At 66.1% G+C, this 11782-nt stretch carries 9 protein-coding genes; 4 read left to right on the plus strand and 5 right to left on the minus strand.

Going from position 1 to position 11782, the window contains the following annotated elements; translation table 11 throughout:
* Positions 1-169: 169 nt before the first annotated feature.
* Both HF690_RS07175 and HF690_RS07180 read left to right on the plus strand, forming a co-directional pair.
* Positions 170-892 carry a c-type cytochrome gene (locus HF690_RS07175; RefSeq protein WP_205300809.1) on the plus strand — a complete coding sequence of 241 codons (723 nt, stop codon included), beginning with the start codon at positions 170-172 and terminating at the stop codon, positions 890-892.
* Positions 889-2196 (plus strand): c-type cytochrome, encoded by a 1308-nt coding sequence (locus tag HF690_RS07180; RefSeq protein WP_168608981.1) that lies wholly within the window; start codon positions 889-891, stop codon positions 2194-2196. Before HF690_RS07175 ends, HF690_RS07180 begins: the two co-directional genes overlap by 4 nt.
* Before the next feature lie 9 nt (positions 2197-2205).
* Here HF690_RS07180 and HF690_RS07185 read toward each other — a convergent pair whose 3' ends face one another.
* The 5 genes from HF690_RS07185 to HF690_RS07205 all read right to left on the minus strand — a co-directional run bounded on the left by HF690_RS07185 (position 2206) and on the right by HF690_RS07205 (position 8051).
* Entirely contained in the window at positions 2206-2712 is a 507-nt protein-coding gene (locus tag HF690_RS07185; RefSeq protein ID WP_168608982.1) for a mismatch-specific DNA-glycosylase, read from the minus strand.
* The gene (locus HF690_RS07190; protein WP_168608983.1) at positions 2702-3385 is read right to left on the minus strand and encodes a Dph6-related ATP pyrophosphatase; all 684 of its coding nucleotides are present in this window, start codon (positions 3383-3385) and stop codon (positions 2702-2704) included. The genes HF690_RS07185 and HF690_RS07190 overlap by 11 nt, the downstream gene beginning before the upstream one ends.
* A 119-nt stretch (positions 3386-3504) precedes the next feature.
* Positions 3505-5349, minus strand: a complete 1845-nt coding sequence (typA, locus tag HF690_RS07195) for a translational GTPase TypA (RefSeq protein ID WP_113063485.1) — start codon at positions 5347-5349, stop codon at positions 3505-3507.
* 245 nt (positions 5350-5594) lie between these two features.
* Entirely contained in the window at positions 5595-6299 is a 705-nt protein-coding gene (locus HF690_RS07200) for an alpha/beta fold hydrolase (protein WP_113063484.1), read from the minus strand.
* 354 nt (positions 6300-6653) lie between these two features.
* Positions 6654-8051, minus strand: a complete 1398-nt coding sequence (locus HF690_RS07205) for a GntP family permease (protein WP_168608984.1) — start codon at positions 8049-8051, stop codon at positions 6654-6656.
* A 144-nt stretch (positions 8052-8195) separates the two neighbouring features.
* Here HF690_RS07205 and HF690_RS07210 point away from each other — a divergent pair, with 144 nt between their 5' ends.
* Both HF690_RS07210 and HF690_RS07215 read left to right on the plus strand, forming a co-directional pair.
* The gene (locus HF690_RS07210; protein WP_240151675.1) at positions 8196-10529 is read left to right on the plus strand and encodes a TonB-dependent receptor; all 2334 of its coding nucleotides are present in this window, start codon (positions 8196-8198) and stop codon (positions 10527-10529) included.
* A 147-nt stretch (positions 10530-10676) separates the two neighbouring features.
* On the plus strand, positions 10677-11723 hold the full coding sequence (locus HF690_RS07215; RefSeq protein ID WP_168609314.1) for an extracellular catalytic domain type 2 short-chain-length polyhydroxyalkanoate depolymerase: 1047 nt from the start codon (positions 10677-10679) through the stop codon (positions 11721-11723).
* Positions 11724-11782 lie beyond the last annotated feature (59 nt).

Consider the following 11782-nt stretch of genomic DNA (forward strand, 5'->3'; position numbering starts at 1 on the left):
CATTCCCCCTGAGGAAATCGCGGCGTGGGCGATACGTGAGACTCAGTCTACAGGCGTTCTCGGTATGACTGAACGTTGCGGCGAAGGCTGCCGGGGCACGTACAATGGAAGGCCTTGCCGCGAAAAGGCGCCGTGCGCGCATTCGCTGCCCTCTGTTACGGGGATCAAGATGCCGCGTTTCGTTCTGACTGTTGCAATGGCGTTTTTGGCGCTCCTGAGCTGGGGCGCGTCGGCGAGCGGGTACACGCCCGCCTCGGTCCCGAACACGCTCAAGCAGCGCATTACGGCCTGCACCAGTTGTCATGGCGCGAACGGTGAAGGCGGCACGAACGGCTTCAATCCGCGCCTGGCGGGCAAGCCGGCCACCTACCTGTATCACCAATTGCTGAATTTCCGCGATGGCCGCCGCCACTATCCGCTGATGACCTATATGCTGCGGCCGCTTTCGGATGCCTATTTGCACGAGATCGCGACCTATTTTTCAGCGCTGGACACGCGTTACCCCGAGCGGCATCCGCCGCGTCTGTCGTCAACAGAGTTGGCGCGGGGGCGCACGCTGGTGCACGAAGGCGATCCGGGCAAGGGCATTCCTGCCTGCCAGGCCTGCCATGGCGCGCGCCTGACCGGTGTCGAACCGGCCATTCCCGGTTTGCTGGGGCTGCCGTACAGCTACCTCAGCGCGCAGCTCGGTGCATGGCGCAACGGCACACGCCGCATGCGCAACCCGGATTGCATGAAGCACGTGGCCGATCGCCTGGATGCGCGCGACATTCGCGCGGTGGCCGCCTGGCTCGCTGCACAGCCGATTCCGGCCGAGGATCGCGCGCAGGCAGCCAGCAGTCCTGGGCATGACCTGCCGCTGCGCTGCGGCAGCGTGGAGATTGGCGAATGATCGTGCGATGGAAGCGATACGCGGCGCTGGGCATGGCGCTCGTGCTCACGGCAGTCGTGCTCGGTGCGGCGACCGCCAGTGGCGAGAAGGACTCGTCGCATGGGCGAACCGGCCACGAAGCCGCGTCAGCCGTGCAGATCGCGCGTGGCAAGTATCTGGTCCGCGCCGGCGACTGCATCGCCTGCCACACGGCGCCGGGCGGCCAGCCGTTTGCCGGCAACCGCATGATTCCGACACCATTCGGGGTGATCTACACGGCGAACCTGACTCCGGACAAGGCCACCGGCCTCGGCGACTGGAGCGTGGACGATTTCTGGCGCGCCATGCATCTCGGGCGGGGGCGTGATGGCCGGCTGCTGTATCCGGCGTTTCCGTATCCGTCCTACACCAAGATCCGCCGCGCAGATGTCGAGGCCATGTATGCCTACCTGCGCACCCTGAAGCCTGTGCACAGCAGGACGAATCCCCCGGAGTTGTCGTTTCCCTACAGCTGGCGCCGCCTGCTGCTGGGCTGGCGTGCACTGTATTTCGATGCTGGCGAATACGTCGCGAACCCCAAGCGCACGGCGCAGTGGAATCGCGGCGCGTATCTGGTGCAGGGGCTGGGACATTGCAGCGCCTGCCACACGCCGCGCAATGCACTCGGAGCGCGCAAGAGCGGTCAGGCGCTGCGCGGCGGCATGATTCCCGAGCAGGGCTGGTACGCCCCTGATCTGGCTGCCGACGCCCACGGTGGACTGGCGGGCTGGAGCGAACAGGACATCGTCGACCTGCTGAAGACCGGTCGTTCGCGCAAGGGGACGGCGTACGGTCCGATGGCGGAAGTGGTGCAGAACAGCCTGCAATATCTGCGCAACAGCGACCTCCATGCCATGGCCGTCTATCTGCGCAGCCTGCCGTCCCGCCGGGCAGAAGATTCCGCCATGTCGAGCGATGCCGAACAACTGCCCGCCAAGACCGCGACAGCCCTGGTCGCGCGAGGACGCGTCATCTATCGGCGTGATTGCTCGGCTTGCCACCAGAAAGACGGCCGTGGCGTCGCGAATGTGTATCCGCCGCTGGCCGGCAACAGCGTGGTGCGCGCGGCCAACCCGGTCAATCCGGTTCGAGCGGTGCTACTCGGTGGATTCGAGCCGACGACCGCCATGTATCCGCGACCGTACTCGATGCCGCCGTACGCGCAGCGACTCAGCGATCGGGACGTGGCGGCCGTGGTCAGCTACATCCGTCAGGCGTGGGGCAATGCCGCCGCGCCGGTGTCGCCGAGCATGGTGGGCGAGTACCGCTCGATTCCGATCCACTGAGCCGGCGGCTCAGTCGGCGTGCAGCCAGTCCGAAAGCATCTGCCAGGGTTCGATGCGCCAGGCCGCGCGCGCCTGGCCGGAGGGCGAGGGCAGCACGAACAGTCGCGTGTCGCCGATGCGTTCTTCCTGCCAGCCGTAGTCGACCGGGTGGCGAAGCCAGGCGCGTGCGGCATTCTTGCTGGTGAAGGCGACAGCTCCCGGCGCGTGTTGGCGGATGCGCGTCTCGAAGGCTTCGATGTCGAATGCGTCGCGCGGTAATTCGTTGTCGTTGCCCGAGTGATGCTTGGCGAGGTCGGTGAGACCGACGCCCAGCGTGAGCAGGTCGGGGAATTCCGTAGGTGCGAAGCGACGGGGCGTGATGCCCACCTCGTGCAGCGCACGCCAGAAGGCGTTGCCGGGATGGGCGTAGTAGGCCGCCTCGCTGGCCGAGCGGCGGCTCGGCGCGGTGCCGCAGAACACCAGGCGCAGACCCGGTTGCAGCATGTCGGGGAGAATCGGCGTCGAGTCAGCGGGCATCGTCGAGCAGGAAGTCGGTGTACTGGAAGCGCTCGTCCCGCAGTACCGACTCGCCGCGCTGGAGTGCGATGGGTGCTTCGAAGGCGGGGCCGGCGAAGGCGAGAGTATGGAATTCGCCGTTCTCGCCGCACGGGTCGACGTCGTCGGGCAGGTCGTCGAGCAGATTGGCGTCGAAGGTGCGTCCGCAGAACGAAGCCTCCAGCTGCGTGGTGTCGACGCAGGTCAGCATGGCGCGGTGGCCCGAGTCCACGAAGCGGCGCGCCATGACTGCGGTGTCCGTCTGCCAGATCGGGAAGACGCCTTCCCACTCCATGCGCGCCAGCTGCTGCTCGCGGTAGGCGCGCACGTCTTCCAGGAACAGATCGCCGTAGGCACAGTGACGCAGGCCGGGCCAGCGTTCGGCGGCCGCGCGCAGGGCGTCTGCATGGGCCTGTTCGTAGGCTTCGTTGCTGCTGGGCCAGTCGATTTCTGCGGTCAGCAGCGGCAGGCCGAGCCGTTCGGACTGGCGTTCGAGCACGTCGCGGCGGATGCCGTGCATGGCGATGCGGTCGAAGGTGCGGGTGACGGTGGTGAGCAGGGCGACGGGCTGCCAGTCCGGATCGGCGCGCAGGGCTTGCAGCGCCATCAGACAGTCCTTGCCGCCGCTCCAGGCGAGCAGTACGGGCGTGGTCATGCGGGCCAGTCTACGGATTCGACCCACTAGTCGCGAGTCGTCGTCGATGGTGCAAAAACGGAAACGGCGCCGGCGATCGTTCGACCGCCGGCGCCGCGCCGTCTTTCTGGTGTCGAGCGTCAGGCTGCGCGCGAGGCGCGCTTGCGATCGCTCTCGGTGAGGTGCTTCTTGCGCAGGCGGATTTCCTTCGGCGTGACCTCGACCAGCTCGTCGTCGTCGATGAATTCCAGTGCCTGTTCCAGCGACATTTTCACCGGCGGCGTCAGCGTCAGCGCGTCGTCCTTGCCCGAAGCGCGGACGTTGGTCAGCTGCTTGGCGCGCAGGGCATTGACGGTGAGGTCGTTGTCCTTGGAATGGATGCCGACCAGCTGGCCCTCGTAGATTTCCACGCCGGCGTCGATCAGCATGCGACCGCGATCCTGCAGACCGAACAGGGCGTAGGCCGGCGCCGGGCCGGTGCCGTTGGAGATCAGGACGCCGTTCTGACGCTTGCCGATCGTGCCTTCCGACTTCGGGCCGTAATGGTCGAAGACGTGGAACAGCAGGCCGGTGCCGGCGGTCAGCGTCTTGAACTCGGTCTGGAAACCGATCAGGCCGCGCGCCGGGATCATGTATTCCAGACGCACGCGACCGCGGCCGTCCGGTTCCATGTTCTTCAGCAGGCCCTTGCGCAGACCCAGACGCTCCATCACGCCGCCCTGGTACTGCTCCTCCAGGTCGACCACCAGTTGCTCGTACGGCTCCTGCATCACGCCGTCGATCTCCTTGATGATGACCTCGGGACGCGACACGCCCAGCTCGTAGCCCTCGCGGCGCATGGTCTCGATCAGGATCGACAGGTGCAGTTCGCCGCGGCCGGAGACCTTGAACTTGTCCGGGTCGTCCGTGTCCTCGACCTTCAGCGCCACGTTGTGCAGCGTCTCGCGGATCAGGCGGTCGCGGATCTGTCGGCTGGTGATGAACTTGCCGCCGCTGACGTCCTTCTTGCCGGCGAACGGCGAGTTATTGACCTGGAAGGTCATGGAGATGGTCGGCTCGTCGACGGTCAGCACCGGCAGCGCCTCGGGTGCGTCGACCGCGCAGACGGTGTCGGAGATGCCCAGGTTCTCGATGCCGGAGATGGCGATGATGTCGCCGGCGCGCGCCTCGGGCACCTCGTTGCGCTCCAGGCCCATGAAGCCGAGCACCTGCAGCACCTTGCCCTGGCGCTTCTTGCCTTCGCGGTCGAGGATGCTGACCGGCATGTTGGTGCGCACGGTGCCACGCTGCACGCGGCCGATGCCGATCACGCCGACGTAGCTGTTGTAGTCGAGCTGGCTGACGCGCATCTGGAACGGGCCGTCCGGGTCCACGTCCGGTGCGGACACCTTGTTGACGATGGTCTCGAACAGCGGCGTCATGTCGCCTTCGCGCACGCTTTCGTCCATGCCGGCATAGCCCTGCAGGCCGGAGGCGTAGACCACCGGGAAGTCCAGCTGCTCATCGCTGGCGCCCAGACGGTCGAACAGGTCGAAGGTGGCGTTGAGCACCCAGTCCGGACGCGCGCCCGGGCGGTCGACCTTGTTGATGACGACGATGGGCTTGAAGCCCATTTCGAAGGCTTTCTGGGTGACGAAGCGCGTCTGCGGCATCGGGCCGTCGAAGGCGTCGACCAGCACCACCACCGAATCGACCATCGACAGCACGCGTTCGACCTCGCCGCCGAAGTCGGCATGGCCCGGGGTGTCGACGATGTTGATGCGCCAGGTCTCGCCCTGCGGATCGGTCCAGCGGATGGCCGTGTTCTTGGCCAGGATGGTGATGCCGCGTTCTTTCTCGAGGTCGTTCGAGTCCATCACGCGATCCGGGATCACCTCGCGCTCGGACAGCGTGTTCGACTGCTTCAGCAGCTGATCGACGAGGGTGGTCTTGCCGTGGTCGACGTGGGCGACGATGGCAATGTTGCGGAGCTTCTCGATGGACATGCGAAACCGGCCCGACCTGTCGGTCGCGCCGCCTTAGTGGTGGAGTGAAGCGCGTGATTATACGGGAAAACTAGCCGAAGCGATATGAACGGCAGCTTGCCGATATCTGCTGGCAGGTTGGCCCCTTGGGTGGGCTGGACGACCGTCCATCACGAGGACATCCGTCAGGCGCGTCGCGGCTACGACGAAGCGGGAAGCGATTGACCGGACGCCGTCCGCTGGGACGACGGCCGGTCGGTGCGGTTCTACTGGATCAGATTGACCTGATCGGCCGCGGTGTACCAAAGCAGGCCGTAATGGCCGTAGGGGTAGGTCAGGCTGCCGTCCTCGCCCCAGATCGACGAGGTGTGCACGCCGTAGACCAGGCAGGTGCCGCTCGAGCAGTTGATCTCGTCCGACCATGACTTGATCGAGTAGACCTTGTCGCCGAAGCGTTTTCCGTACAGGTCGTTGAGGAAGGGACTGTTGACTGACAGCCCCCACGAGCCGCAGGTGGCGTTCCAGACGTTGTACGGATACATGCCGCACGACCACAGACCGTGGAAGGCCCCGGCGATGCCGACAAAAGTGTCGATGTAAGGGCGCGCGCCCAGCTCGACGATCTCGTGCGCGGCCAGGGTCGCGCCCATGGAGTGGCCGATGACGTCGATCTTTCCGGTGCACGAGGCGGCGATGGCGTCGACGATGGCGTTGGCGACTGGAGTCTCTTCCGAACCGTTGTGGTCGTTGCAGGCGGCGCAGGTCTTGCTGCCCCAGTTGGGTGTGAAGATCTGTGAGGCGCTGTAGCCGCGCGCGAGCAGTTCCTGGCGCGTGTTGTCGAAGTCCGACGGCGAGCCGGTGTTGCCGTGCACCAGCACCACGTTGTCGTGGCAGCTGGCTGCGTGCAGCGCGCCGAGCGGCGCCAGAAGCAGCAGGGCCGCGAGACTCAGGATCAGGCGTTGGACGTGCATGATGATTCCTCCCTTGCATTGCCGAAGATTCCCCGCGTCCCCCAACGCGGGGCCGAAACAGCCGAGCTTGTCGTGCGCCGGAACCGGTGCGTGCGCAACCCTGCGATCCCTGTCCGTGTCCGCCTTCCTGCGTTTCCGTTCGGACGCGCGAACCGGCCCCGGCACGAGCGTTATGGAGGCCGTGCGCCTCCGGGAGATGCGGATGGCCGAAGCGGGTCGACGGCATGAGTGTCTGTGCGGTTTGTTTTTCCGCCGATGCCTGATCGATGGCATCGGCCACCGGTGCCCGAACCGTCGAGAATCGGTCCCGGTGCAGTTCCTTCTCCGCCCTGGTCTTTCCAGCCGTTCATGTGGCTAGACCAGTCCGGTCGTGTAGTACAGGGCAATCACCACGAACACGGCCAGCGTCTTGATGATGGTGATGGCGAAGATGTCCTTGTAGGACTGTCGATGGGTCAGGCCGGTGACCGCCAGCAGGGTGATGACCGCGCCGTTGTGCGGCAGCGTGTCCATGCCGCCCGAGGCCATGGCCGCGACGCGGTGGAAGACCTCCAGCGGAATGCCCGCGGCGTGCGCGTTGGCGACGAAGGTGTCGGCCATTGCGCCCAGGGCGATGCTCATGCCGCCCGAGGCCGAGCCGGTGACACCGGCCAGCGCGGTGACCGTGACGGCCTCGTTGACCAGCGGGTTGGGAATCGCGTGCAGCGCGTCGGCGACCACGCGGAAGCCGGGCAGGGCGGCGATCACCGCGCCGAAGCCGTACTCGGAGGCGGTGTTCATCGACGCCAGCAACGCGCCGCCGACGGCCGCCTGGCTGCCGGCCGCGAAGCGTTGCCGGACGGGGCGCCAGGCGAAGACCAGCACGCAGACGATGCCGACCAGCAGCGCGCCTTCCACAGCCCAGATGCCGGCCACGCGAGAGACCTGCTGCACCACCGGCTCGGCTTTGCCGACCACGGCGGGCGTGAACGACGTGGTCGCGCCGTACAGGCGCGGAATCAGGTCGGTGAAGATCTTGTTGGTCACGCCGACCAGCAGCAGCGGCAGGATCGCGATGATCGGGTTGGCCAGCTTGCCGCCCTCGAACGGCGCCGGCTCGTTGACCAGATTCTGGCCGTAGCCCTCGCCGGCGCGCGCGGCCTTGCGGCGACGCCACTCGAGATAGCTCATGCCGACGATGAGGATGAACACGCCACCGAGCGTGCCCAGCCACGGCGCGGCCCAGGCGGTGGTGCCGAAGAAGCTGGTCGGGATGATGTTCTGGATCTGCGGCGTGCCCGGCAGCGAGTCCATGGTGAAGGTGAACGCGCCCAGCGCGATGGTGCCGGGGATCAGGCGCTTGGGAATGTCGGCCTGGCGGAACAGCTCGGCGGCGAACGGATACACCGCGAACACCACCACGAACAGCGACACGCCGCCGTAGGTCAGCAGCGCGCACACCAGCACGATCGACAGCATCGCGCGACCGCGACCGAGCAGGCCGATGGTGGCGGCGACGATGGACTTGGAGAAGCCCGACAGTTCGATCAGCTTGCCGAACACCGCGCCGAGCATGAACACCGGGAAGTAGAGTTTCAGGAAGCCGACCATCTTGGCCATGAACAGGCCGGTGAACATCGGCGCGACCAGCGACGGGTCGGTCAGCAGCACCGCGCCCAGCGCCGCGATCGGCGCGAACAGGATCACGCTGTGGCCGCGGTAGGCCGCGAACATCAGGAAGGCCAGCGCCGCCAGCACGATCAAGAAACTCATGCGTCATCCCCCACTCGTGGAGGTTCCGAGTATCGGCATGCATCCCGGTCCGTCCCACTGGACCAAAGTACAAGTGTGACCGCGCGGGCTTGCCGATAGCCTCGTTGCACGCTGTCCTGAAGACCATTCTTGCGGGGGAACATCATGAAACGACAGATCCTTTGTGTGGCCATCGCCGCCGCCTTCGCCGCGCCGTTGTGCGTGCAGGCCGCGCAGCCGGCTGTTTCGCGCGATGCCGCGCCGGTCATGCAGAACGCGCCCGCGAATGCGCAGAACCCGAAGCAGACGGAGGCCGAGAAGAAGCGCGCCGAGGCCACCCAGCTGCAGACCGTCACGGTCACCGCGCGTCGTCGCAGCGAGAATCTGGAAAAGGTACCGGTCGCGGTCAGCGCCTTCAGTTCGGAGGACCTGAAGGATCTGCAGGCCAACAACATCGACGGGCTGCAGGGCGCGGTGCCGGGCCTGAACATCGTGCCGGGCCGCGGATCGTCGTCGTCGGTCAACGTCTTCATCCGCGGCATCGGTCAGCCGGACGCGTTGCAGACGTTCGATCCGGGCGTGGGCATGTACGTCGACGACGTGTACTACTCGCGTATCCAGGGCGCGCTGTTCGATCTGTTCGACGTCGATCACGTCGAGGTGCTGCGCGGTCCGCAGGGCACGCTGTACGGCAAGAATTCCACCGGCGGCGCGATCAAGATCATCACCAAGCAACCCAGCCAGACGCCGGGCGGTTCGGTCGAGGCCAAGGTCGGCAGCTTCGGCCGCCGGGAAGGACAGTTCTACTTCACCGGTCCGCTGAGCGACACGCTGGCGGGCAGTCTGGCCGGCATCTACACCAAGAGCGATGGTTTCGTCACCGATCCGACCACCGGACGCAAGTACAACAACGATGACACCAAGGCCGTGCGCGGCAAGCTGCGCTGGGAACCGAGCGATGCCTTCAACGCGACCCTTTCGCTGGACTACACCAAGCAGGACACCGCACTGACGCTGGGCCAGCCGACCGCACCGCTGTACGCGACCGACCTGCTGCTGGGGCCGGTGCTGCTGTACACGCCGCCGGGCGGCAAGTACGACTTCCACTCGCAGACGTCGTTCGGTCCGGGCAAGGGGCAGAAGCTCAAGCATCGGGGCGCGGCGCTGCACATGAACTGGAAGCTCTCCGGCGACTGGAACCTGAAGAGCATCACCGCCTACCGCAAGCTCGACAGCAATTCCTACATCGACATCGACGCTTCGCAGTTCCAGCTCGGCGATGTGCTGGTCGATTTCCACCAGAAGCAGTTCAGTCAGGAACTGCAGCTGCAGTACGACAACGGCGACAACCTGGAAGCGGTCTACGGCCTGTACTACCTCAATGAGAAGGTGCCGTCGCACCAGGAGGCCTATGCCAACGACTTCATCCAGTTCGGCGGTCTGCCGATCGATTTCCTGCGCACCATCGACGACGACCTGCGCAACAAGAGCTACGCAGGCTTCGCGCACGTGAACTGGACTTTCGCGCCCACCTGGACCCTGGCCGCGGGCGTGCGCTACACCAAGGAAACCAAGAAGTACTATCGCACCACCAGCGCGTTCTTCGGCGCACCGTTGCAGGCCTTCAGCGCGGACCCGCAGGCGGTCATCGACAACGTCAGCAAGTCATGGAGCGCGGTGACGCCGTCGCTCAGCCTGCAGAAGCAGTTCAATCCGCAGGTGATGGGCTACATCTCGGTCAACCGCGGCTTCAAGTCGGGCGGCTTCAACGGCCGCGCCAACGATCCCAACGAGGCGGCCGATCCGATCTTCAACCCCGAGTATGTGTGGACATACGAAATGGGTCTGAAGATGCGCTCGTCGGACAACCGCCTGCAGGGAAATTTGGCGGCCTACCGCTCCAACTACAGCGACTTCCAGGCACGCGTCTCGGACGTGGTGAATCCCGGTTCGCTGACGCCGAGCTTCGACTTTCCGGTGCTCAACGCGGCCAAGCTGCGCATCCAGGGCCTGGAGTTCGAGGGCACCGCGTTGATGGGTCGCGGCACGCGACTGTCGACCCAGCTGGCCTGGATGGACGCGACCTACCAGAAGTTCGACGATCACCGTCTGAATCCGAGCGATCCGCTGTATGACCCGAACCTGCACAAGCATGTGCCGTTCTCGCCCAAGTTCACCGCGCGCGTGGCGTTGACGCAGACCTTCGAGTTGTCCGGCGGCGCGGCGCTGACCTTCGGCGCGGACGCGTCCTATCGCAGCGATACCTGGCTGAGCGTCGACAACCGTCCGGGCCTGATGCAGAAGGCCTACACGGTGACCGGTCTGTTCGGTGTGTACGACTCGGCGAACGGCGACTGGCAGGTGCGCACGGGCGTGCGCAACCTGGGCGACAAGACCTACAAGACCGACGCGCAGGAATTCTCCAGCGTCGGCAACATCCAGACCGCCTACTACGCCATGCCGCGCAACTGGTACCTGAGCGCGCGCTACAACTTCTGACGCCAGGCCTGCGATCGTTCCCATGGTCTCCCCGGGGAACGGTCGAATCGGGACGTCCGGCCGGAGTCTGCCGGGCGTCCCCGGGCCGCACGGGTTCTTGCGTCATTGTGCCAATCGGCGCCATGCAGGGTTCGAGAGATGACTTCCATGACGATACGCGCGGGACTGGCGCTGATGCTCGCTCCGCTTCTGCTCGCTTCCTGTGTGCGCGCGCCGGACAACACACTGCCGAAGCTCAACGTCGACCCGGCTCGTGTGAAGGTGGCGGGTCTGTCCTCCGGGGCCTACATGGCCACGCAGTCGCACATGGCGTGGCCGGATGTGTTTTCCGGTGCGGCGCTAGTCGCGGGCGGCCCGTGGGGGTGTGCCAAAGGAGAGCTGGCGACGGCGCTCGGCACCTGCATGAAAGGCGTGCCGGCACCGGACGTGAAGGCGCTGGCGTCGCGTGCGCGTGCCGACGCGTCGGTGGGCAAGTTGGGGCCGTTGCGTGATCTTGCCGATGACCGCATCTACGTGCTGCACGGCAAGGACGACGACCGCGTCGCCGCAAGTGTCAGCAAGGCCGCTGCGCAGTTCTACGAGGCCTTGCGCGCGGAGGACTCGGCGCTGGCCTCGATGACGGTGATCTGGGACGGCGACCGGAATTTCGGACACAACCTGCCGGTCGCGGTGTCCGGCGAGGATTGCCGCGCTTCGGTGGAGCCATACCTGGGGCGCTGCGGCTTCGACGCCGCCGGCGAGATCTTCGACAAGCTGTACGGTCCGGCGCCGGCGAGCGCAAAATCGCCGTCGGGCGAACTGCTGCGCTTCGACCAGCACCGGCTGCGTCCGGACGGGCGCGATGCGTTTCTCGCCGACACCGGCTATGCCTACGTGCCGAAGGCGTGCCGGAGCGGTGCCGAATGCGGCGTGCTGGTGGTCTTCCACGGGTGCAAGCAGAACGCCGAGTCCGTGGGCGAGACATTCGTGCGCGAGGCCGGCTTCAACCGCTGGGCCGATGTCTATCACGTCGCCGTGCTGTACCCGCAGACACGCGCCAGCTACGCGCCGCTGAATCCGCAGGCCTGCTGGGACTGGTGGGGCTATTCCGGCGCGGACTACGACACTCGCGCGGGCGTCCAGCAGCAGTGGTTGATCCGCGCGCTGGCGGCGCTGGGCGTGGCGCGCGCGCAGGCGGACATCCAGCAGCCGTAGGCCACGGCGACGCGTTTGGTTATGCTCGAACGCCTGTGCTGTCGACGTGACGGGTCCAT

It is taken from the genome of Oleiagrimonas citrea (genome assembly GCF_012395255.1).
GTDB classification, from domain to species: Bacteria; Pseudomonadota; Gammaproteobacteria; order Xanthomonadales; family Rhodanobacteraceae; genus Oleiagrimonas; species Oleiagrimonas citrea.

Coding starts and splice junctions, on each gene's coding strand:
- HF690_RS07185 (WP_168608982.1), bottom strand. CDS start 2,712: ATGCCCGCTGACTCGACGCCGATTCTCCCCGACATGCTGCAACCGGGT.
- HF690_RS07210 (WP_240151675.1), top strand. CDS start 8,196: ATGAAACGACAGATCCTTTGTGTGGCCATCGCCGCCGCCTTCGCCGCG.
- HF690_RS07205 (WP_168608984.1), bottom strand. CDS start 8,051: ATGAGTTTCTTGATCGTGCTGGCGGCGCTGGCCTTCCTGATGTTCGCG.
- HF690_RS07190 (WP_168608983.1), bottom strand. CDS start 3,385: ATGACCACGCCCGTACTGCTCGCCTGGAGCGGCGGCAAGGACTGTCTG.
- HF690_RS07175 (WP_205300809.1), top strand. CDS start 170: ATGCCGCGTTTCGTTCTGACTGTTGCAATGGCGTTTTTGGCGCTCCTG.
- HF690_RS07215 (WP_168609314.1), top strand. CDS start 10,677: ATGACGATACGCGCGGGACTGGCGCTGATGCTCGCTCCGCTTCTGCTC.
- typA (WP_113063485.1), bottom strand. CDS start 5,349: ATGTCCATCGAGAAGCTCCGCAACATTGCCATCGTCGCCCACGTCGAC.
- HF690_RS07180 (WP_168608981.1), top strand. CDS start 889: ATGATCGTGCGATGGAAGCGATACGCGGCGCTGGGCATGGCGCTCGTG.
- HF690_RS07200 (WP_113063484.1), bottom strand. CDS start 6,299: ATGCACGTCCAACGCCTGATCCTGAGTCTCGCGGCCCTGCTGCTTCTG.